21 protein-coding genes and 1 other annotated feature are annotated in these 22,522 nt (G+C 51.1%); of the genes, 6 read left to right on the forward strand and 15 right to left on the reverse strand.

All coding sequences use genetic code 11. The features are described 5' to 3' along the window. Window positions 1–39 precede the first annotated feature (39 nt). Window positions 40–303: a binding site (T-box leader), on the forward strand. A gap of 84 nt (window positions 304–387) precedes the next feature. Continuing rightward, a complete protein-coding gene (gene trpS / locus OYT88_RS01820; RefSeq protein ID WP_274397647.1) occupies window positions 388–1,380 on the forward strand; it encodes a tryptophan--tRNA ligase in 993 nt (330 codons plus the stop codon). Between the two features lie 230 nt (window positions 1,381–1,610). Here trpS and OYT88_RS01825 read toward each other — a convergent pair whose 3' ends face one another. The 4 genes from OYT88_RS01825 to OYT88_RS01840 all read right to left on the reverse strand — a co-directional run bounded on the left by OYT88_RS01825 (window position 1,611) and on the right by OYT88_RS01840 (window position 5,170). After that, window positions 1,611–1,751 (reverse strand): hypothetical protein, encoded by a 141-nt coding sequence (locus tag OYT88_RS01825; protein ID WP_274397648.1) that lies wholly within the window; start codon window positions 1,749–1,751, stop codon window positions 1,611–1,613. A gap of 39 nt (window positions 1,752–1,790) precedes the next feature. Then, window positions 1,791–2,537, reverse strand: a complete 747-nt coding sequence (locus OYT88_RS01830) for a DUF3603 family protein (RefSeq protein ID WP_274397649.1) — start codon at window positions 2,535–2,537, stop codon at window positions 1,791–1,793. A gap of 359 nt (window positions 2,538–2,896) precedes the next feature. Next, window positions 2,897–4,135: a beta-ketoacyl-ACP synthase II gene (fabF, locus tag OYT88_RS01835; RefSeq protein ID WP_443029698.1), complete on the reverse strand. Its 1,239-nt coding sequence runs from the start codon at window positions 4,133–4,135 to the stop codon at window positions 2,897–2,899. 99 nt (window positions 4,136–4,234) lie between these two features. After that, window positions 4,235–5,170 (reverse strand): beta-ketoacyl-ACP synthase III, encoded by a 936-nt coding sequence (locus tag OYT88_RS01840; RefSeq protein WP_274397650.1) that lies wholly within the window; start codon window positions 5,168–5,170, stop codon window positions 4,235–4,237. Between the two features lie 240 nt (window positions 5,171–5,410). On the opposite strand from OYT88_RS01840, the gene OYT88_RS01845 reads away from it, so the two are divergent. Then, window positions 5,411–5,713, forward strand: a complete 303-nt coding sequence (locus OYT88_RS01845; protein WP_443029699.1) for a YppG family protein — start codon at window positions 5,411–5,413, stop codon at window positions 5,711–5,713. Between the two features lie 298 nt (window positions 5,714–6,011). Here the strand turns inward: OYT88_RS01845 and OYT88_RS01850 are convergent, their stop codons facing one another. From OYT88_RS01850 to OYT88_RS01865, 4 genes are all read right to left on the reverse strand, one after another. Next, a complete protein-coding gene (locus OYT88_RS01850) occupies window positions 6,012–6,260 on the reverse strand; it encodes a hypothetical protein (protein WP_274397652.1) in 249 nt (82 codons plus the stop codon). Between the two features lie 258 nt (window positions 6,261–6,518). Next, complete coding sequence (locus OYT88_RS01855; RefSeq protein ID WP_274397653.1) at window positions 6,519–6,866, reverse strand: hypothetical protein; 348 nt, start codon at window positions 6,864–6,866, stop codon at window positions 6,519–6,521. 236 nt (window positions 6,867–7,102) lie between these two features. Next, complete coding sequence (locus OYT88_RS01860) at window positions 7,103–7,768, reverse strand: NAD-dependent epimerase/dehydratase family protein (RefSeq protein ID WP_274397654.1); 666 nt, start codon at window positions 7,766–7,768, stop codon at window positions 7,103–7,105. Window positions 7,769–7,869: 101 nt separating this feature from the next. Beyond that, window positions 7,870–8,193, reverse strand: coding sequence for a metal-sulfur cluster assembly factor (locus OYT88_RS01865; protein ID WP_274397655.1), 324 nt, complete (start codon window positions 8,191–8,193; stop codon window positions 7,870–7,872). Window positions 8,194–8,415: 222 nt separating this feature from the next. Between OYT88_RS01865 and OYT88_RS01870 the strand changes: the two genes are divergently transcribed. Beyond that, window positions 8,416–8,673, forward strand: coding sequence for a NifU N-terminal domain-containing protein (locus OYT88_RS01870; protein WP_274397656.1), 258 nt, complete (start codon window positions 8,416–8,418; stop codon window positions 8,671–8,673). 142 nt (window positions 8,674–8,815) lie between these two features. Here OYT88_RS01870 and asnB read toward each other — a convergent pair whose 3' ends face one another. Continuing rightward, entirely contained in the window at window positions 8,816–10,666 is a 1,851-nt protein-coding gene (gene asnB / locus OYT88_RS01875; RefSeq protein WP_274397657.1) for an asparagine synthase (glutamine-hydrolyzing), read from the reverse strand. Between the two features lie 873 nt (window positions 10,667–11,539). Here asnB and OYT88_RS01880 point away from each other — a divergent pair. Next, entirely contained in the window at window positions 11,540–12,133 is a 594-nt protein-coding gene (locus OYT88_RS01880) for a lysozyme family protein (protein ID WP_274397658.1), read from the forward strand. Between the two features lie 150 nt (window positions 12,134–12,283). Here OYT88_RS01880 and OYT88_RS01885 read toward each other — a convergent pair whose 3' ends face one another. Both OYT88_RS01885 and OYT88_RS01890 read right to left on the reverse strand, forming a co-directional pair. After that, on the reverse strand, window positions 12,284–13,705 hold the full coding sequence (locus OYT88_RS01885) for an NAD-dependent succinate-semialdehyde dehydrogenase (protein ID WP_274397882.1): 1,422 nt from the start codon (window positions 13,703–13,705) through the stop codon (window positions 12,284–12,286). Between the two features lie 230 nt (window positions 13,706–13,935). Further along, entirely contained in the window at window positions 13,936–14,781 is an 846-nt protein-coding gene (locus OYT88_RS01890; protein ID WP_274397659.1) for a YitT family protein, read from the reverse strand. Between the two features lie 278 nt (window positions 14,782–15,059). On the opposite strand from OYT88_RS01890, the gene OYT88_RS01895 reads away from it, so the two are divergent. Further along, window positions 15,060–15,620, forward strand: coding sequence for a hypothetical protein (locus OYT88_RS01895; protein WP_274397660.1), 561 nt, complete (start codon window positions 15,060–15,062; stop codon window positions 15,618–15,620). Window positions 15,621–15,739: 119 nt separating this feature from the next. Here the strand turns inward: OYT88_RS01895 and OYT88_RS01900 are convergent, their stop codons facing one another. The 4 genes from OYT88_RS01900 to OYT88_RS01915 all read right to left on the reverse strand — a co-directional run bounded on the left by OYT88_RS01900 (window position 15,740) and on the right by OYT88_RS01915 (window position 21,116). Next, window positions 15,740–18,997: an efflux RND transporter permease subunit gene (locus OYT88_RS01900; RefSeq protein ID WP_274397661.1), complete on the reverse strand. Its 3,258-nt coding sequence runs from the start codon at window positions 18,995–18,997 to the stop codon at window positions 15,740–15,742. Between the two features lie 426 nt (window positions 18,998–19,423). Continuing rightward, window positions 19,424–20,161 carry an ABC transporter permease gene (locus OYT88_RS01905; RefSeq protein WP_274397662.1) on the reverse strand — a complete coding sequence of 246 codons (738 nt, stop codon included), beginning with the start codon at window positions 20,159–20,161 and terminating at the stop codon, window positions 19,424–19,426. Then, window positions 20,161–20,892, reverse strand: coding sequence for an ABC transporter ATP-binding protein (locus OYT88_RS01910; protein ID WP_274397663.1), 732 nt, complete (start codon window positions 20,890–20,892; stop codon window positions 20,161–20,163). Before OYT88_RS01910 ends, OYT88_RS01905 begins: the two co-directional genes overlap by 1 nt. Beyond that, on the reverse strand, window positions 20,889–21,116 hold the full coding sequence (locus OYT88_RS01915; RefSeq protein WP_274397664.1) for an AbrB/MazE/SpoVT family DNA-binding domain-containing protein: 228 nt from the start codon (window positions 21,114–21,116) through the stop codon (window positions 20,889–20,891). Before OYT88_RS01915 ends, OYT88_RS01910 begins: the two co-directional genes overlap by 4 nt. A gap of 407 nt (window positions 21,117–21,523) precedes the next feature. Between OYT88_RS01915 and OYT88_RS01920 the strand changes: the two genes are divergently transcribed. Continuing rightward, the gene (locus OYT88_RS01920) at window positions 21,524–22,402 is read left to right on the forward strand and encodes a hypothetical protein (RefSeq protein ID WP_274397665.1); all 879 of its coding nucleotides are present in this window, start codon (window positions 21,524–21,526) and stop codon (window positions 22,400–22,402) included. Window positions 22,403–22,522: the final 120 nt, after the last annotated feature.

Raw genomic sequence — 22,522 nt, forward strand, 5'->3', positions numbered from 1 at the left:
CGTACTGCTTCATAAAAGTTGCGGTACCGGAAAATAGGGAAAAAAGCAATGAGAAAGAAGAGTAGACAGCCGGATGTCCGAAGAGAGCCCGGAAGTGCTGCGAGCCGGGCGGCGGACGGTTGCCGAATGGGCTTTCGAGTGCAATCCGAAACTTCATCGGATTTGATGAAAAGTAGGCATTGACGCGGTTCGCGCGTTAAAGCGAAGCTGATGAGCGGTAAAGCCGCATCATCGGGCAGAGATGTTTCCGAATTCTTTTTCCGGGAACAAAAAGGGTGGCACCGCGGTCTTTTCGTCCCTTAAGGATGAAAGGCTTTTTTTTATACATTTTTTTAATACTTTTCCGGTAATAAACATATATCCGGCAACTACAGGAAGGTGAACATTTTGGCAAAAATTTTTTCCGGCGTTCAGCCGACTTCGATTCCTCATCTCGGCAACTATCTGGGCGCCATGCGCAATTTTGTCGCACTTCAGGACGGCAATGAATGTATCTACTGTATCGTGGACGAACATGCCATAACCCTGCCGCAGGATCCCAGCGAAATTCAGCGGAATATCCGCAATCTGGCAGCTCTTTATCTGGCTATGGGCATCGATCCGGAGCGTTCCATTCTTTTCATTCAATCGGAAGTACCGTGCCACGCCCAGCTCGGCTGGATCATGCAATGTATCAGCTACATGGGCGAGCTTGAGCGCATGACGCAGTTCAAGGATAAATCCAAAGGCAAAACATCGGTCCCCGCCGGACTGCTCACTTACCCGCCGCTGATGGCCGCGGATATTCTGCTTTACAACACGGAACTTGTTCCGGTCGGCGCCGATCAGAAACAGCATCTTGAACTGACACGGAATCTGGCGGAACGTTTCAACCACAAATACGGCAATGTTTTTGTGATTCCGGAGCCTTATATTCCTGCGGTCGGTGCACGAATCATGTCTCTGGCAGAACCGGTTAAGAAAATGAGCAAATCGGACACAAACCGCAAAGCGACCCTTTTCATACTGGACAGTGAAAAGGAAATCATCAAAAAGATCAAGGCTGCCACTACCGATGACGAGGCCGAAATCCGTTACGACCGGGAACAGAAACCCGGTGTCTCCAATCTGCTCGACATCTTCTCCCTTTGTTCCGGCCGTTCCGTCGACGAACTAGTGAATGTCTATCAAGGGAAAGGCTATGGTGAATTTAAAACCGACGTGGCCGAGACGGTTGCCAATACGCTGAAGCCGATCCGTGAGCGTTACAATAATCTGATCGAATCATCCGAACTGGACAAAGTTCTTGATGAAGGCGCCGAGAAAGCCTATGCGATCGCGCAGAAAACACTGAAAAAAGCGGAAAAGGCGCTCGGCATCGGGCGCATCGGCAGACACTGAGCGGACTGCTGAAAAAAGCCGCCCTAAAAAGGGCGGGAGCGGATTGAAGGGCTGATCGATGACCGGCCACTCTTTACAAAATGAAACAGGGGCGTCTCAGAGTCGGAACATCGACTGGTGAGACGTCCTTTTTTTCTTCCTTTCATAAATAAAACATCATCTGCCGGCCGTTGCCGGCTGCCGTGATCAAGCCGCGGATCTTTTTTCCCCCGTCTTATTGAGAAAAACATTCATAGCGGCTTCCCGTCATCCTGTTCTTCTCCGTGACGCGGCGGGTGCCCTTTATCTGATCCGGGAACAACCGATGCTTCATGCGGATCGGTATCAAAACCGATATTCTGTTTGCACCGTTCATTCCAGCTTTTCAGCATGCGAAGCGCCCCATTCTGCTTTTTGTCCCGCTCCGGCGATTACTGAACTTTCGGGCCGTGTTCCAGTTCCCAAAGCTTTTCAAAATAGGACTGCCCTTTAATCAAGCGTTCGCAAATGTCGCTGTGTTTTTCCGACCACCCCTGCTTCATCCCTTCGACGAGTCCGTTCCATGCCTCTTCAAAACTCATCCGCCGGCTTTCGGCATATTGTGTCGGAAACCATTCCGTGTACCAATAGCGCATCTCTTCGACACTGCCTGTCGAATGCAGCTGATCAAGTGCCATAAACAGGAGCTGCTTCACCTGGCGTTCTTTTCTGGTCAGCCCGATCATCAGGTCGGGATTAAGAGAAAGCAGGTGATAAGCCTTCTCTCTTCCCGCTTGCGGCAGCGGATACTGAACGGCCGGCATTTGTTCTGCTTTTTCCAGGATCATGTTCTCCTGACGGGGGATCAGCCTGCTCTTTCTGACAGGTATCGCATAACCGAGCGTGTCCGCGGCCAGGCAGCGTTCTCCGTCGGTTGCTATGAAACAGTATTCAATCATCTCGCGCTGATTATTCTTGCAGATAACGCTCTTGTTCCGCACAGTCTGCAGCAGATTCGCCGGCAAATCCTGCAAGTCGTTTTCAATGTAGTCGAACAAAGGTTTTTCTATTTTGACGAGCGGGGCCTGATCAAGCAATTCGATAAAGTCGTGCTTGCGCCATTCGTAAAATTCGCAGACATTGTATCCGTTTTCTTCGCCTTCAAACCAATTGACCCAAACATCACTGATGATCTCCATGAACGCTTCGTCTCCTCTTTTTTGATTTGAAAACATTATGGTCATCGATAAAAGAATTTATTCCGACTCAGCGCTATTTTTCAAACATCCAAAGTTTGTTTTTTGATCATTTTTATGCCCGTCCTCCCGCTCCTATTCCCTTTATCTTCTATTGCTTCTGCTTTTCGGACATAAAAAAACTTGCCGGCCGGCAACAAGGGCTGTGCTGTGACCGGCAAGCTGCAGGGCACGGTTATGCCGGGCCGCTCAGATGAATCCGCTGAAATTTTATCTTTCTTATTTAGTGTATTAAAAAACCCGGAGCCCGCTCCGGGAAAAAATAAGACTGCTTCTTTTTTTCGAATCAGCGATCAGCGAATTCAGGCTTCGTATTTTTTAAAAACAAGCGTCGCGTTATGACCGCCGAATCCGAAAGAATTGCTCATCGCTACATCTACCTGTTTACTGATCGCGCCGTTTGTTACATAATCAAGATCGCACGCCTCATCGGGCGTTTCATAATTAATCGTCGGCGGAACAATCCCTTCAGTTATCGCTTTGATTGCAAAAATCGCTTCGACACCGCCGGAGGCTCCGAGTAAATGGCCGGTCATCGATTTGGTCGAACTGATCGCGAGTTTATAGGCGCGCTGCCCGAACACCTCTTTCACAGCCTTCGTTTCGGTAGAATCGTTAACTTCCGTGCTCGTTCCGTGAGCATTAATATAGTCGACCTGTTCGGTAGAAAGGCCGGCATCCTCCAGCGCCGTTTGCATCGAGTGGATAGCGCCCGCTCCCTCGGGATCCGGACGTGTGACATGGAAAGCGTCGCTTGTCGCACCGTATCCGGCGACTTCGGCATAGATATGTGCGCCCCTTTTCAGAGCGGAGTCAAGAGACTCCAGAACAAGAATGCCCGCTCCCTCGCCCATGACGAAACCGTCGCGGTTCTTATCAAAAGGGCGGCAGGCCGTTTTCGGATCCGGGTTTGTCGAGAGCGCACGCGCGGAGCAAAATCCGGCGAACGCCATATTGGTCAGCGGCGCCTCCGTCCCCCCGCAAATGATCATGTCATTGTCGCCGCGCTGAATCACTCTGAACGCATTGCCGATCGAATCGGTCCCGGTCGCACAGGCCGTAACCGTGCACAAATTGACGCCCTTCGTCCCTAACAGGATGGAAACCTGTCCGGAAGCCATATCCGGAATCATCATCGGAACAAAGAAAGGACTGACGCGCCGATAGCCCTTTGTCAGGGCCGTACGCAATTCTTTTTCATAGGTCTCCATCCCGCCAATACCGGAACCGATCCAGACTCCGCTGCGGTAAGCATTCGTATCGTCTATCGTATACTTGGAATCTTCAACTGCCATTTTCGCTGCGGCAACGGCAAATTGGGCAAAGCGGTCCATCCGCAGAACATTTTTCCGATCAATAAACATTTCAGGATCGAAGTCTTTCACTTCGCCCGCCACTTTAGCACGAAAATCATCCGGGTTGACACGGGTCACAATGCCGATGCCGGACTTCCCGGCCACCGCATTCTCCCATGAAGTTGCGACATCATTGCCAAGAGGTGTCACAGCGCCCAGCCCGGTAACGACGACTCTTCTTATCATTATATTCTCTCCTTTAGCCTGTAAAATCATAAACCGCAACCGGACTTAGTCGATTATTTAACGGTTTAAAAAATTTTGTGGATTGCGATTGCGGTACCGTCATTTTCCCCACCGCAAGGTCAGAGCGCCCCAGGTCAGACCGCCGCCGAAACCGACCATGACAATAAGATCGCCGTCTTTCACGATCCCGTTCTCCAGAGCGTCTGTCAAAGCAAGCGGAATAGTGGAGCTTGATGTGTTTCCGTATTTCTGAATCGTTTTAATCACTTTTTCTTCAGGTATGCCCAGCCTCTCTCGCGAAGCCTCCATAATCCTGATATTCGCCTGATGAGGAATCAGAAAATCGATGTCCTCCTTTTTCAGGCCTGCTTTTTCGACGACATGAACGGCCGACTCGCCCATCTGCCGTACGGCAAATTTAAACACTTCCCTGCCGTTCATCTTAATGATGTTTCCGTCCTGATACAAATTTTTCCCGCCGCTCCCGTCGGATCCGAGTTCGAAAGATAGAATTCCTTTTCCTGCGGAGACAGGGCCGAGCACGGCCGCCGCCGCCGCATCTCCAAAGAGCACGGCCGTCGTTCTGTCTTTCCAGTTTGTGATTTTGGACAATTTCTCCACACCGACAACCAGAATATGCTTATAAGTGCCTGAATCAATAAATTGTTTTGCCGTTACCATGCCGTAGATGAATCCCGAGCAGGCGGCACTGATGTCCATCGCAGGTATAGTCCTTGTTCCCAGCCGGTTCTGAAGCATGCAGGCGACAGAAGGAAACGGCTGATCCGGCGTCACCGTGGCGACCAGAATCATGTCAATGTCCGCTGCTTTCAGCCCGGCATTTTCGATCGCTTTTTCGGCGGCCCCGAAAGCCATGTCGGAAGTGTCCGTCTTGTCGTCGGCAATCCTTCTCTCCTTAATTCCTGTTCTTGTCCGAATCCATTCATCGGAAGTATCCATCATTTCTTCCAGATCAAAATTTGTGAGCACGCGTTCGGGAACGTACTTTCCAATTCCCAGTATTCCTGCGGACATCCGCAATTCTCCTCTCAGATCTTAACAGTATATATAATGACTTGGTAACAATATAATACTACAAATTCTTTTTGTCCAACAGTTCGGGGATCCGCCGCTTCCGGATCCTTTTCCGGTACAAACGCAGAGAATTTGCGGTCCGGGCTGATGAACATCACCTGTCGCCTTGCCGCAGCATAAAATGCAGTGTCAAAAGTTCTGATTACCGCGAAATGATCCATGCACAAAGGAGTGAGATTCTTGGTACAATACGGACAGAACAGAAGAGATGGCGAGTATGATCCCTTTACGCACTTCATGTTCGGCGCCGGACGGCCGCCGGTTCAGCCGCCACAAGCATTTTATCAGAACAACGGCTGGCAGGCAAGCGCCCCCAAGTCGTCGCAGCATCCCGGTTTTCTGAAGCCGTTTCTCGATCAGAACGGGCATTTTGACACCGGAAAAATGATGAACGGAGCGACGCAGCTCGTTACCGTCTTCAAGCAGACCGCTCCTGCCGTGAAACAGCTGTCCCCGCTGCTGAAACTTTTTAAACGGCCATGACCTTCCCGGTCCGAAATGATTTTAATGGCAAAAAATCAAGGCGATCCGATCGTCTTGATTTTTTACTTTAATGGATATCCCCTCAACTCATGTATCCGGCTGGGCCGCGGCGGAAAAGCATCATCGTTTCTTCCGAAAAGCGATCGGCCCGGCACAGGCACCGGTCTATTCTCTGAATGTTATGCGAACGGCGATTTTATTTCTCTGAGAAAGATGGCTATCATGCGCAGACAGATGTTACACAGCGGAAACACCCGATCTTTTTCTTCAGACTGCCGCGTATTCCTGTGAATCGCGGTCAAAATCGTCGAAAAGCGTTGGATATCACAGTAAATCGCCGATCATCACCAATGAAGTGCAAAATATCAACAGAAATGTGTGAAAAATCGGCAGTAAACGCTTGAAACAAATAAGTGTGAATAACCGGAATAATGAACCCATTCCTGATTGATGGATCAGCCGTGGCTGACGGCTTATCGATCGCCAGACGCAGGTTTTCGGTCATTGCAGCGGGTTTTTCGGTCAGCGAATCCAGGTTTTCGGTCATTATAGCGGGGTTATCGGTCGACAGATCCAGGTTTTCGGTCGGCACAATGGATTTAACGGTCGGCTCCCGGGCTTTCGGTCAACGCAGCGGGTTTATCGGTCAGCGCTCCTACGTTTTCGGTCATTATAGCAGTTTTATCGGTCGATGTATCCAGGTTTTCGGTCGGCGCTGTGGATTTAACGATCGGCTCCCGGGTTTTCGGTCAACGCAGCGGGGTTATCGGTCGGCGTGCCCAGGTTTTCGGTCGGCACAATGGATTTAACGGTCGGCTCCCGGGCTTTCGGTCATTATAGCGGGGTTATCGGTCAGCGCAGCGGGTTTATCGGTCGACGTACCAGGGCTTTCGGTCATTATAGCGGGGTTATCGGTCAGCGCTCCTACGTTTTCGGTCATTGTAGCGAGTTTATCGGTCGCCGTATCCAGGTTTTCGGTCGGCGCTGTGGATTTATCGGTCGCCGTATCCAGGCTTTCGGTTAACGCAGCGGGTTTATCGGTCGGCGTGCCCAGGTTTTCGGTCATTATAGCAGTTTTATCGGTCAGCACTCCCACGTTTTCGGTCGGCAGGCGTAGTTTATCGGCCGGCTGGCACAGGTTTTCGGTGGCCACGCCCGATTCCGTTGCGCCTGACCCATTAAACCGTGGCAGAAGTTTATGGATCGCGGACACGCTCTCCGTCTTTCGAAAGATTGACGGATTGACAGTCTCAGGATAAGTCGATCATCATTTGACGGCACAGCAGGAGAATGAGCTGAAGAGATACTCCTGCTAACTTTTTAATGAGTGTCCTTTGGGCTCATTTTATGATCCGGCGGGTCTTCCCCTTGAGTCAATTGATTCGCGGATCAGAGCCAGTCGATTTTTCCCCGCAAAATTGTTTTTATTTTCCGGTTCGACGCCGGGTCTCCCTGCGGATCGTCTGTAAAATGAATCACTTCTAATCGCGATTCCGGAAAATCGGCGAAAGCCAGTTCCGCCATCAGTTCGGCCGTTCTCCGCCCCTTTCGCCGATCCGTAAAATTGCCAAGATCGGTCCGGAAAATGACCGTTTGGACATCGCCGGCTTTGCCGAGCCTGCCGGCAAAGTACGACTCCATCTCATCTGCGGCTTTGCCGAGAGCTGTCCGGGGATGGACGGGCATGCTTTCCGACCGTCTCCCCTCATTGCCGCCGCAGATTTCAAGAGACGACAAAAGCACGGACGATTTCGGAACAGCCGGCGGGTGCGGCAAAAACATTTTAATCCACTTTTCTTTCAGGCGGGCATTACTCTTAGGAGAGGGCCGGATCATATCCGTCAGGAACAGATAATCAAACGCTTCCGGAGCCGCCTTTTCGATTTGGAAAAGTGCATTTCTGCCAAGAAAAAGTTCTCTCTCATCCTCGGATTGCCTTTCATCTTCATTTAAAGCGGTACTCAGCGACACCACCTGCAGGCCTTTTTCCAGCAGAATTTCCGAAAGGGGAAATCCTTGCGGCGATAGTCCGCCGAAAATCAGCGCCCGTTCCATATGCCCTTCTCCCGCCCTTCAAATAGCGCTAAGAAAGATTATGCGTGATGCGCCGGGATCATGATTGATGACGGAAAAAAGCACCCCATTCGCGGGATGCTTCATTCGGAAAGTCCTAATGCTATGCGTGCATATCGGGACATCCGCTCCTTCGTCCACGGCGGATCCCAGACAAAATTCACTTCGACTTCTTTTATTCCTTCAATCTCTGCAAGCGTACGCTTGACGTCGTAGGAAAGCGACGCAGAAAGCGGACAGCCCATAAAGGTCAAAGTCATCGTGACAAGAACGTTATTGTCGTCATCTATATCGACGCCATACACAAGGCCCAGATTGACAATATCGACGCCGAGTTCCGGATCAATGACATCTTCCAGTGCTTCAAGCACCCGATCTTTCAGCTCATCCTGCTCATTCTCAGGCAACGGGATTCCCTCCTTTCTTGATCCTGATCCTTTACAGTATAACCGATTGTTCGCCGCATTTCATCTTTCATGCAGCATTATGGATTTAGGACATCAGGCGGAACCGTCTCCCGATAAACGGCTCTTTCTCATGTCCCGCCGCAGACGGCCGTGTTATAATAATACGGCATCCTTATTAAAGAGGATGCCGATGATCATGACCATTAGAAGGGATGCAGGACCATGCAGTTCAAAGCCAGTGCAACACCGAATCCGAATGCGATAAAATTCACCTTTACAGTGCCGCTTTTTAAACAAAGGATCGAGGTCAAAAAGGGAAGCGCCCCGGACAACGGACTGCTCGCGCAGCTGTTTGCCATTGAAGGCGTAGACGGCCTGTTCGCGGTGAATGATTTTATAACGGTCAATAAGGCACCGTCGTCGCAGTGGGACGACCTTCTGCCCTCGATCCGTCAGGCTCTCGAAGATTATCGGTTTTAAAACCGTTTTCTGAAAAAACAGGGAGATCCGTTATCCGGGCAGAGCTCCCCTGTCCGCGATGTTGCTGCAGTCCGGACAGCCCCTTGTCCGGTGCGGAAGATCTTGAGGCAGGTGCTTCGGTATGCCGGTGAAAAAGGGGACCTCAGCCGTCAATGATGTCAACGTTATAGGTTTCCAGCCACTCGTTCATCTGGGCAAGGTGCGCAATCAGCTGCGGCCCGCTCATAAGCTGACCGAACCACGGAACTTTAAACGACGCGCCTTTTGTATCGATAATCGACTGCAGTTTATTTTTGTCTGCGAATTCGAGCAGCGGCGCGCCCGGATTGTCGACCACCTGCTGCAGCCATGCCGAAACGGCTTCGGTGTATTGAGGATGATACGTTTTCGGATAGGGGCTCTTTTTCCGGTACAGAACATCATCGGGCAGCATCCCCTTCAATGCCGCTCTCAGAATGCCCTTTTCGCGCCCATCCAGCATCTTCATCTTCCACGGAACGTTCCACAGGTACTGCACGATTCTGTGATCGGCAAACGGCACACGCACCTCGAGGCTTGCGCCCATGCTCATCCGGTCCTTGCGGTCAAGCAGCGCCGTCATAAACCAGTTCATGTTCAGATAGAACAGTTCCCGCCGCCTGGCATCGACTGCGGACTCCTGATCGAGCTGCGGCGTTTCGGCAATTGTCTCGTTGAAACGGGTCAGCGCATAGTCCTTCAGGCTCAGCCGTCCGCCCCACTTGCCGTTCAGCAGAGCCTGGCGTTCATCGATCGAACGCATCCACGGAAATCCTTCCTTTGCCGAGGTTTCCGGACTGTGGAACCATGGATAACCGCCAAAAATTTCATCGGCGCATTCACCGGACAGAGCCACCGTGAACTCTTTCTTGATCCCTTCGCAGAACCAGAGCAGCGACGAATCAACATCGGCATAACCCGGCATATCGCGAACGACGATCGCTTTTTTCAGGTAGGCGACAAGATGTTCATTATCGATAACGAGATCATGATGTACCGTTCCGAGATATTCCGACACTTCACTGATAAACGGAGCATCGCTGTTCGGCTGAAACTTGCTCGTATGGAAATAACGAGCATTTTCTTTATAGTCGATCGAATACGTATGGAGCGGCGCCCGGCCCTCTTTTTTGAAATACGCTGCGGCAAGCGCGGATATCCCGCTCGAATCCAGGCCGCCGGACAAGAACGTCGTCACTGGAACGTCAGCGTACAATTGCCTTTCTACCGCGTCTTTAAGAAGATAACGAATATGGGCGACCGTATCTTCCAGATTATCCGTGTGCGGCTCGCTTGCTACATTCCAGTAGCGGCGGACGTTCAGACCGTCTTTGGTAAAAGTGAGCGCGTGGGCCGGCCTCAATTCGTCGATTCCGCTGTAGATCCCGTGCCCCGGCGTCTTTGACGGACCCAGGCCGAATACTTCGCACAGCCCTTCACGGTCAATGGACGCTTTCATATCGGGATGGGCAAGCAGCGCCTTCAGCTCCGAGCCGAACAGCAGCCGGCCGCCCCTTTCACTGTAAAAGAACGGTTTGACTCCCAGTCGGTCGCGCGCGGCGAACAGTTTCTCCTCATGTTCATCCCAGACAGCAAACGCAAATATGCCGTTAAAATGATCCAGACAGCTCTCATGCCAGGCCATGTAGGCAGTCAGCAGCACTTCGGTATCCGAATGTCCTTTGAACCGGTAGCCCTCTTTTAACAAATCCGCACGTATCTCTTCCGTATTGTAAAGCTCGCCGTTATAAACGAGGATAAAATCGTGTCCGTCCACCGTTTTCCGCATCGGCTGCCGGCCGCCTGCGGGATCAACGACGACCAGCCGCGCATGCCCGAATGCCGCTTTCGGCGACAGCCAGATATTGAGATCGTCCGGTCCGCGATGCTCCATTGTCCTCGCCATGTTCTCAATCGTTTTTCCTTCGTTTCTCAAATCTTTCCGCCAGTCAATCCAGCCAGTTATTCCGCACATTCCGGTCATCCTTTCTTATCATCATTGACCACCGCCTGCTTAACATCGTATGCAAAAAAGCTGGGCGCGTGAAAAAGCCTTGCGGGTACGAGCCGGCTCTTTATTTTGTTGCTTGTGCGTTCCCTGCACTCATGTATCTGGTCTGGCCGCGGAATGAATATGTCTTCAATTATTCCGAAGGCGATATGCTTGTGCAAGCCGCGATATAGTCCCCGAATGTTCATGCGAACGGTGATTGACTCTGCTGAAAAGGGGAAACATCCTGCGCGGTCAGACATTAAGCGGCAGAAATATCTGATATTTTTCTCTGCCCGCCGTGTATTCGTACAATCGGCAGCAGCTCGAGTGAGGCAAGCACGGCGCTGCAACGCCGATGGTTTCGGGCCAGGAGCTGGCTCGAAACCATGCAAAAAATCTCCGGAAAACCGGGCGCAGCATCAGTTATAATGAACTAGCCTCTTAACCATAGATTCATAGAGTTAACCGGAAGTTTATCGGCCGGTGTTCCTGATTTATCGGCCGGTGCAGCACATTTATCGGTCGTGGCTGAAGTTTATCATCACGGAAACGAAATGCTATCCGTTTTTCAAGAGACAGACAGCCTCGGGAAGCGGCGAATCATTCATTGGCGGCACAGTATGACAATGAGCCGAAGAGATGTTCTTTATTTTGTTAAACGAGCGGGGACTCTGCTGATGATGCCCGGAAAATCGGAAAAATCGGCCGATGGCAGAACGGCAGTCCGCCCGGGACCGGTCAGGAACTTTTTGTCAACAAAGTTTAATAGTCATAACGGACTGAAAAAGCGACCGGCCGATGAATGCTATAATGTAATAAGCAAGAATCTTCACTTTTGCGCAGAGGGATGTTGGCATGAAAAAATTTATAATCCTGCTGTTCTCCCTGCTTTCCGTGATCGGCGTTTCTTATTTGCTGCTTTTTATTATTTCCAGTATATACAGTCCCCAGGCCGATCACGTTCCTTTCTTGAATGATAACCGGGTTATCAGCCCCACGATTGAAAGCTACCGGCCGCTTTTTCAGAAATATGCTGAAGCAAACGGAATCGGACAGTACACAGACTTGTTGATGGCTTTGGCGATGCAGGAATCAAAAGGAAAATCGCCCGACATCATGCAGGCCTCGGAAAGCCTGGGCCTTCCGAGAAACACGATTAACAGTCCGGAGGCAAGCATCAAAGCGGGAACAAGCTATTTTAAAAAAGTGATGGAACGATCCGGAGGCAATGTCCGCCTGGCCCTGCAGAGTTACAACTTCGGGATCGGATTTACCGACTATGTCAGGCAGCACGGCGGCAGATTCACTGCTGCGCTTGCCGTGAAATTTTCCGAGCGGAAAGCAAAGGAGCTGGGCTGGGGAAGCTACGGGGACCCCTACTACGTCGACCATGTCATGCGCTATTACAACAATGAAAAATTAAAACAGGCGCTGACAAAGAAAAATTAACGGTGCGCCGAGATCAAAAACGGGAAACCGGCTGTGAAACTGCCGATTTCCCGTCTATTTGATCCGAATTTTTCAGCGAAAAGATTGTTTGCCGGGCGATCCCTCTCCGGTTTCCGGGCGGCTCTTCTGTCAATCCGGAACGGTTCCGCCTCAAATTCTCAGCGAAATATATTTATGCTCCAGATACTCTTCAATACCCTCGGATCCGCCCTCGCGGCCAAGCCCGCTTTGTTTGACGCCGCCGAACGGCGCCTCGGCTGTCGACGGCAGGCCGTCGTTCCAGCCGACGATGCCGTATTCCAGTTCCTCGGAAAGCCGGGTGCCCCGTCCGACATCTTTCGTAAAGAAATAGGCGGCAAGTCCGTAAGGCGTGTCATTGGCCAGTCTGATCGCCTCGTCGATCGTTTCGAACTTCTGGATCGGGGCAACCGGACCGAATGTTTCTGTATGCATGATCTCCATGTCCTGATTCGCATTTTTCAGAACGGTCGGCTGATAGAAATAGGCGCCGTGCTCCGCAGTTCCCCTGCCGCCGGTCAGCAGTTCGGCACCTTTTTCCAGTGCATCCTTTACCTGTCCCGTTACTTTTTCATAGGCCTTGCCGTCAATCAGCGGACCAAAATTGACGTCTTCATTCAAACCGTTGCCGACTTTCAGCGTCGACCGGACGGCAGCGACATATTTCTCTGCAAAGGCGTCATAAACTGCCGACTGGACAAAAATCCTGTTGGCACATACACATGTCTGGCCGCTGTTGCGAAACTTGCTCGCGATCGCCTGTGCAACGGCGACATCCAGATCGGCATCGTCACAGACAATCAGCGGTGCGTGCCCGCCCAGTTCCATGGAGACTTTCTTAATCTGCTCGGCCGATGCCTTCAGCAGACGGCGCCCGACCTCCGTTGAACCGGTAAAGGTGATTTTGCGCACTTCATGGCGGGCCATGAACGCCTCGGTGATCGGGCCGGGCGCGCCGCAAATGACATTGAATACGCCCTTCGGGATGCCTGCCTGCTCGCAGTATTCCGCTATTTTCAGGGCTGTCAGCGGTGTCTGGCGCGGCGGCCTGACAATAAAAGTACAGCCCGCTGCCAGCGCAGGAGCCATCTTGCGCGTGATCATAGCCGCCGGAAAGTTCCAGGGAGTAATCGCCGCAACGACGCCGACCGGCTGCTTGATCACTTTAATCCGCTGATTCGCAGCCGCACCGGGAACAGTCCGGCCATAGACACGCCTTCCTTCTTCCGCGAACCACTTCAGAAATGATGCGGCATAGACAGCCTCTCCTCTTGATTCTCTGAGCGGCTTTCCGTTTTCAATCGTCATCAGCCGCGCCAGCTCTTCTTTGTGCTCAATGATGAGATTGTACACCTTCATCAGCAGATCGCCTCGGCTGCTTGCCGTCAGGTGCGACCATCCGGGAAAAGCCGCGCTTGCCGCATCGATGGCCCGCTCTGCTTCTTCCCTGCCGGCAGAAGGAACCGTGCCGATCACTTCGCCGGTCGCCGGATTCGTTACCTCAATTTTCGACAGATCCCTGCCGGCCCATTCACCGTCAATGTAGTTCAACATGTTAAAATCATTGTCTGACAATTTATAGTCCTCCCCTGAAAATAGCTTATAAAATCATGAATCCCCTTTCATTATCCGGCACACTGCATTCCGGAGCAATTAAATTGACTTCTTTTTCTGTTAAAGACAGTCATGTTTTCAATTCTTCCGGTACAGTGAATCATAGCAATCCATCCCGGCGGTCTCCTAAGCGGCCCGCGCCTTCGCAGATTTTCTAAAAGCAGCCCCGTCTATTTATCTTTCCTGAACAGGCCGAATACCGCCGTCGTTTCAACGACATTGGTAAAAGCAAGCGGATCGGCAAAGCGGACGACACGCTTCAAATCATAAAGCTCATAACGCGTGATCACAATCATCAGGACTTCTTTATCCTGATTAGTGAAGCCCCCTTTCGCCGGAATGCGTGTGATGCCGCGCTCAAGCGCGGAATAAATCGCCTTCTGTACTTCTTTGCCTTTATTTGTCACAATCCATGCGGTCAGCTTGACATATCTCGTATGGATCGCGTCGACCACTCGGCTGCTCACATATAACTGGAGGAGGGTATAGAGTGCTCTGCGCCAGCCGAAAAAGAAACCCGCCGACAGAATAATCAACGCGTTGAGCGCAAACATATACACCCCGATCGGACGGTCCTTCGCACGCGACAGAATCATCGCGATGATATCCATTCCGCCGGTTGAAGCGCCGAATTTGAGTGTCAGGCCGACACCGGTTGCCTGAACCACGCCCCCGAAGACCGCATTCAGCAGAATATCGCCGGTCAGCGGATACAGCGGAATCAGAGCCATGAAAAAAGTCGTCAGCGCAACGCTGACTATACTGTACAGTGTAAAGCGATGCCCAACCTTAATCCACCCGACCCAGGCAACTGGAATATTCAGCAGCAGAAGCAAAAGCCCGGTACTGATATGGACCGCTGTCGGCTGAAGCAGCGCGGAAATCAACTGGGCAATACCCGTTACGCCTCCCGAGAGGACTTTAGCCGGAATCAAAAACAGGTTCAGCGAAGCGGCGTTGAGAAACGCACCGATCGTAACAATAGCGAGCACCTTGATTTCATGATAGACAGCCATGCCAACCTCCCTTCTCGATTACCTTTTCGAATTATTTTTGACGAAAATCAGATTGATCAGTCATCGTCCGTTTTCCACAATCGGTATTTAAAAACAATTAAATTTCCATTTTTATCACTTACAAAATTACCACATTGCCGGAAAATGCTCAAACGAAATTCCGGGCTGCTTCAATAAGGAATACTTCCCTTAAAGGGATATTTTATCGCGTTTCCGTCAAAGCTGTAAATAGAGTGATGCTGTTTCACAAATTCAGAATGCAAGCAGGAGGTCTTTGAATGAAACGTCTCTCTTTATTTTTCATTGCACCGTGCCTGGCCGCCTCCATTTTGATCCCTTCGGCAGCCCACGCGGCCGAATATCCGCCGCCGGTGCCGCACGGCAACGCTGCCCACCTTAAATCAGATCGGCAAAAATGGCTGAATCAGGTCATTGACGAGTACGCTTCCCCCGATCTGAAGACGAGGCTGAAGAAAGATCTGGCCGTCCACGAACAGCTATTAAATGAATGGAAAAAAACGCCCGCCTATCAGAAACAAAAAAATGAATGCCAAAAGAAGAGAAAAAGCTTCGATCAGGCAGATAAGCAGAAGATCGAGAGCATTCAGAAACGGTTTGAAGAAGGAAAAATTTCCAAAAAGCAGGCTCAAAAAGAACTGGCCGCGCTCCACGGAAAACGGGCCGGAAGGCACGGCGTTTTCAGAGAGCTGAAATCCGCTGTACAGAATAAGGACCGGACCGCCGTTCAGGCTGCCCTTGAAAAGCTGGATCAGAAGCTGAAAGGATCTAATCAGCGGCTGCAGCGCAAAATTTCCGATCAAAGCGGAGCGTCATCATAAAAACGGCAAGGAGCGTCTCAGAGTCGAAAGATCGACCGATGAGACGCTCCTTTTTAATTTTATAAAAATGGATCTTTCGGCAGACCGGGGCCTTTCAAACGGCTTCGGTTTATCCTCGACTATTCGGCGCTTTCCTCTCTTCTGCTTTTCCTCCCGCCGCGCAATTTCATCAAGGTTTCATAGACAATCGGGACGATGACCAGCGTCAGAATCGTCGAACTGGTTATCCCGCCGATGACCGTGACAGCCAGGTCTTTCGAAATCAGGCCGCCGCTGCCTTCCATGCCGAATGCCAGCGGGAGAAGTGCGCAGATCGTCGCGATCGCCGTCATCAGAATCGGCCGGATTCTCGTTCCGGCAGCCTCGAGAAGGGCCTCCCTCGTTCCAAGCCCTTCTTTTTCTTTATGGATGACCCGATGGATCAGCACGACCGCATTTGTGATGACGATGCCGATCAGCATCAGCGCGCCGATCATCGCCGACACATTGATCGTGTCACCGCTGATCAGCAGGGCAACCAGGCTGCCGATAATGGCAAACGGAAGTGAAAACAGGATGGCAAGCGGCGCCAGGCCGCCGCCAAAGGTCACGACAAGGACAAAATAAACGATGACGATCGCAGCGAGCATCGCCATACCGAGCTGGCTGAACGAATCACTCATTTGTTGTGTGACACCGGAGAATGAAACACTCGTCCCGCTCGGAAGCTTTATTTTATCAATCTTCTTTTTCAGATCCGCCGTTACCCCCGATACATTCTTCGCCGTGACGTTCGCCGTAACCTGGGCATAAAATTTGCCGTTGCGTTTTGTGATCGACTGCGGCGACGATCCTTTCTGAACCCCGGCAATATCGCTTATCTTCACTTGGCTGCCGGTGGCGGATGCAACTGTCTGACGGGTCAGATCGCCGATGTTGCCGATGCCGGAATCGCTGTCGGTTTTCAGATAAACATTCAGGTCGCTGCCGGACGGCCGTTTGATCGTTGTCAGCGACTGATTATTCGACATGCTGCTCGACTGCATCAGCGCCTGGGCAATCTGGCCCGCGGAAACGCCGTACTGTCCCAGTTTTCCCTGGTCCGCGGCAATCGTGTATTGATCATAGGATTTGGAAAGGCTCGATCCGGCCTGAGAAAAATTGCCGTCTCCGGCAACAAGATCGACCAGATGATTGACTACGGGGCGAAGATCGCTCATCGAGTTTCCGTACACATACAGGGTCAGTGTGTTCGAACTGGAACTGCCGGAACCGAAGTCCTGCAGCTGCCAGTCTCCCCGGTTCGAGACCTTTTTCAGGTTCTTGATTGTTTTGTCCTGAAGCTTTGTAAAATCAGGTGTGCTGTCTTTGTAAGAGACAAAGAAGAGGGCCTGATTAGCCGAAGACTGGAACATGGCAGTCGAACTGGAACCGCCGATCGAGTACTGCATTTTTGTCATGTTCTTGTCGGACTGCAAATATTTTTCGGCCTGACGGGCCACTTTTTCCGTATCGGCAGCGGTCTGGCCCGGATCGGGATTATAAGTGATGATCATCTGTTTCTGTGTATCGTTCGGCAGGAAGCTGGAACCGATATGCGGAATGAGAAACAGGCTGGCAACAAAAATGACAATCGCCGAACCAAAGACGATGATTTTATGATTGAGCGCACCGTTCAGGAGCCGGCGGTAAAAGGATGCCAGCCTGCCCGGATTGTCTTCGCTGTGCGTCTTCTTTTTCAGGCCTTTGTGAAACATACTGTCCGACAGCATCGGCACCACGGTGATCGCGACAAGCAGCGAAGCAAGCAGGGAAAAAACGATAGTCAGGGCAAAAGGCAGAAAGATCTGCCCGATCACCCCGCTGACCATGGCCATCGGCAGGAAAACGGCAATGGTCACGATTGTCGACGACATAATCGGGATGAACATTTCGTATGCCGCTTCTCTGATCAGTTCCCTGCCTCTCAGTTTTTCTGTCGACAGCGACATTCGTCGATAAATATTTTCAATCACGACAATGGAATCATCGACGACACGCCCGATGGCAATCGTCATCGCTCCGAGTGTCATGACATTAAGTGTCACGTTCAGCTGCTTGAGCACAAGCAGAGCGATGAGCAGCGAAAGGGGAATCGAGACAACGGAAATCAAGGTTGTCCTTATATTTCTCAGAAAGAGCAGAATGACAAGCATCGCAAAGATGGCACCGAAAATCGCTTTCTCAAGCATTGTGCTGACCGATTGCTGGATCGGCTGCCCCTGATCATACATAGAGACGGCCTGAACGCCGGAATTATTCTTTTCAAACTTGGCGATCTGCGCCTTGACGCCGTTGACGACATCCACCGTATTTGCATCCTGTCCTTTGACGACCGACAAACCGATTGACTGTTTTCCGTTCGTCCGCGAGATGGATTCCGCTTTCTGCTCGTAGGTGACATCGGCTACGTCCGAAAGGCGGACGGTCGGCAGCTGGCTCATTTGAACCGCCGCACCTTGTCCCGCGGCTGCAGCAAGTGAACGGCTGCCGCTCTGTGAGCCCGCTGCTCCCGACTGGGTCCCGGTTCCCTGCATCGCTGCAGATCCTGCAGCGGCTCCCGTACCGGTCTGCCCGGAACTTCCCGTCATCCCCTGAGAAGAGGCTGCACCCTGGGAAACGACCGGGATCCTAATATTTTTCAAATCATTCACCGACTGAATATTGCCGCTGACAACGACCGATTTCTGGCTTTTGCCGATCGTATACAGCCCGAGCGGTGTTGACAGGTTGTCCCCCTGAATCAGGCTGACGACCGTACTTTGATTGAGTCCGTATTTTTTCAACTGGGCCGCATTGAAAGAGATCTGAACGTCTTCAGTCTGCTGTCCGGAAAGTGTGACGGAGGAAACGCCGCTCACGCTCTCAACAGCGGGGAGCAGATCATTTTGCACTTTATCGGTCAGCTGGCCCAGCGACTGCCCTTTCCCGGTAATGCTCAGGCTGTATACCGGCATCGCGTTCATGCTGATTTTCATGACATCGGGTTTCTGTGCCTGAGCGGGCAGCGAGAGCTGATCGACAACTCCTTTAATATCATTGACGGCCTGATTCATATCCTGGTTGTAGTCATATTCGACAGTAATGGAGGACATGCCTGTCGCCGATGTGGAGCTGACATTCTGGACGCCCGGAAGCGTTTGAAGCTTCTGCTCAATCGGCTGGGTAATGCTGCTGTCGACTTCGTCAGGCGTCGCTCCCGAGTAGATCGTCGAGACGCTGACGACCGGAATATTGAAATTCGGCATCGTCTCCATTTTCATATTCATGCCGGCATAGATTCCGCCGATAATCACCATCAGTGTGAGCAGCCAGACGGCCAGTTTGTTGTGCATTGAAAAAGAAATTATTTTTTTCACTGAATCCACTCCACTAAATTTTTTGATTCAATCTGCATACATTTTTCAGGACCCTATATTATGTAATCGATCCTTTCTTCCGTTACTCCCCTTTCTGTTTCTATACTAGCCTCAGGCCGTATGGTTACGGAACAATCTGCAGGTGTACCGGCCTGTAAGACTTTCGGCGTAGTTTATAAAGCGATCCGTTAAAATCACGGATATTTATAGGATAAAGATTCTCAGTAAAGCGACTGTAAATAAAATGTAAAAGATTGTAAATCCATACCGGGTTAACGTAACTCTTAAACGCTACTATAAGCAAATAGAAGATTGCGAATCAAACAGCTCAGATTTTTCAAAAAACATTCTGCAGGCGGATGCGTGAAAATCGCGTTATCGGCCGGCACAATACAGCCAAAAACGCGATCATTGAGCACATTTATTTTATTGCGTGTCGCTGTGCATCTTTTTATTAAAAACAACTATTGCGAGAGAAAGAAGAGCCGCTGCGTAAGCAATGACCCACCAGAGGTCGGGAAAAATCGACGCGTAGTTTCCGGCAACTGCCGACCGTGCAGCGTCTACCGCGTGGACAAACGGCAATAGATCCGCAACGGTTTTGAATGTGCCGCCGACCAGATTCAGGTCAAACCATGTTCCACTCAGCCACGCGACCAGATTGGTCAGCAATGCGCCGCAGACGCCGCCGACCTGTTTGTCCGTAAGCAGGCTTCCGGCCAGCAGTCCGACCGCGATAAAAAAGACGGCGGCAGGAATAAGTACAATGAGTGCAAGCAATAGATTAAGAGTTGCGGACAATCCAAGGAAAAGGGAAGCAATAAAACAGATGATGATTTGCACGATCGCCATGGGTAAAAGCGGTATGGTATAACCGAGTATAAAATCGGATGCGGAAAGCGGCGAAGCGAACAGCCTGATCAGAAATGAGGTGCTTCGATCCTTGGCGATCAACATTCCGGAAAAGAGTGAAATAAAGGAAAGCCCGAAAACGGCGATACCCGGAGCCAGCTTTTCAATTTTAAACAAATCGACCGGAACGTTAGCCTGGATGGCGGACAACAGAACGAGCAGGACCAGCGGAAAACCGATGCCGAAAGCCAGATTTAACGGGTCTCTGAGAATTTCTTTGCGATTGCGCGAAGTAAAGGCCAGCATTTTCATCATGAAACCTCGTTTTCCGATGCCAGTGCAATAAACGCATCTTCAAAGTTTTCCTTTTTTGTCTTCGACATCAGCTCCTTTGCCGTTCCGACTGCTTTTAACCGGCCCTTTGCCATGATGGCGATTCTGTCGGAAAGTGCCTCCGCCTCTTCAAGATAATGGGTCGTCAGAATAACGGTAACCTTGCCTTTCATTTTTTCGATGATGCTCCAGAGACTGCGCCTGGCAAGAACATCCAGTCCGAGCGTCGGCTCGTCGAGGAAAAGAATCTGCGGATTTGAAATGAGTGCCATGGCAATACTGAGCCTCCTCTGCCAGCCGCCCGATAAAGTTTTTGCCTTGCTCTTCGCAATCTCGGAAAGTCCGAAATATTCAATCATTTTCTTCGCCGTTTCCGCCGCTCTCTTTCCGCCGCTGCCGTAAAGTCCCGCGATCGTCTCCAGATTTTCTTTCACGGTTAAATTCGGCGCGACCGCTGTTTCCTGCGGTGAAATATTTATTTTCTGCTTGATCGCAGCCGGATTCGTGAGGATGCTGTTGCCGAGCAGCACAGCGTCGCCGTCCGTCGGCCTGCAAAGGCAGGAAAGCATTTTGATCGTCGTTGTTTTCCCTGCGCCGTTCACGCCGAGCAGGGAAAACAGTTCGCCCTGCCCGATCGACAGATTCAGACGATCAACCGCCTTTTTTCCTTTATATTTTTTAGTCAAATTGATCGTTTGGATAGCGATCATTTTCTATCATCCTCCCCTCGCTTCTGTGCATCAAATATCGCCCTTGCAAAATTCATGTAGTCGTCATTTTTTACAATCGCAATGCCTCGCGCCTCATCGCCCAATAAAAGCAGCGTATCTCCAGGTTTAATCTGGAAAATATCGCGAGCTTCTTTTGGAATCACAATCTGTCCTTTTTCTCCAACTTTTGCCGTCCAAATATACTTGCCCTTCGGATTTGCCATCTTTTACTCCTCTTTGTATGTTTAGTATAATTTGTATAACTAATCATACCATAAATATGTAAATAAAAGACAAACAAAGAGTAAAAATTTATAAAACTAAGTATCTCCCACCTCGTCTAGCCGAAACGAAGCATGAATGCGTCTCTGCTCCTCTGGAAGACGAATAACTGCGATGCGGGCCCCGACAGGCTTCTCTGAAAAATGAATCAACGCTGAATTTCGAAGCCGCGCCAATCGAGGACCTAGAGCGCACCGAAATGCCAGAAAGTCGATCCGAACAAGGAGAGCCGCACTCAATCATGAAAAAGTCGCGCCAAATCGTCAGAAAGTCGATCCGAAGTTGAGCAGTCGCGCCGAAACACCGTGAAACCACGTCGAACCAGACCGAGGGCAAGCCGAAATGCAAAATGATCCTGTTCCAGGAGATTTATCGGTCGGGATGCACCGGTTATCGGTCGGAACGGCTCTCTTTTCGGTCGACATGCACCGGTTATCGGTCGGAACGGCTCTCTTTTCGGTCGACGCACGGGGTATCGGTCGCGGCGGCTCTCTTTTCGGTCGACATGCACCAGTTATCGGTCGCAGCGGCTTTCTTTTCGGTCGACATGCACCAGTTATCGGTCGGAACGGCTCTTTTTTCGGTCGACGCACGGGGTATCGGTCGCAGCAGCCTTTTTTTCGGTCGGGATGCACGGGATATCGGTCGCGGCGGCTCTCTTTTCGGTCGACATGCACCGGTTATCGGTCGCGGCGGCTCTCTTTTCGGTCGATGTGCACCGGTTATCGGTCGCGGCTCTCTTTTTCGGTCGGCGTGCACAGATTATCGGTCGCGGCGGCTCTCTTTTCGGTCGGTGTGCACAGGGTATCGGTCGCGGCGGCTCTCTTTTCGGTCGACGCACGGGGTATCGGTCGCAGCAGCCTTTTTTTCGGTCAACATGCACGGGGTATCGGTCGCGGCGGCTCTCTTTTCGGTCGACATGCACGGGGTATCGGTCGCGGCGGCTCTCTTTTCGGTCGACATGCACCAGTTATCGGTCGCAGCGGCTTTCTTTTCGGTCGACATATCCTATTTAGGCGCAACGATCCTCGTTTCAGAGAGGAGGCTTGGCTCTGGAAATATACAGCGGCTATTGCTGAAAGCAAACAAAAAAGACGAAACCCCTCAGCGTATCGTCTTCTCCAGATTCTCCAGCAAAGATCGCTTCTTAACAATAACCGTTTCAAAACTCCGATATCGTCTGTCCGGTGCCGATCACTCTGAAAGAAACACGGATCGCCCGATGTGATCGAATGATCGCTCCTATGCTGTAAGCAAGAAGTTCCAGTCCGTCTTACGCGATTATGGCATCGCTTGATCATGATTGCTCCTATGCCGTAAGCAAGAGAGGGGCCTGCCTTTTTCAGAT

Source organism: Sporolactobacillus sp. CQH2019 (assembly GCF_028765345.1).
Taxonomy (GTDB): domain Bacteria; phylum Bacillota; class Bacilli; order Bacillales; family Sporolactobacillaceae; genus Sporolactobacillus.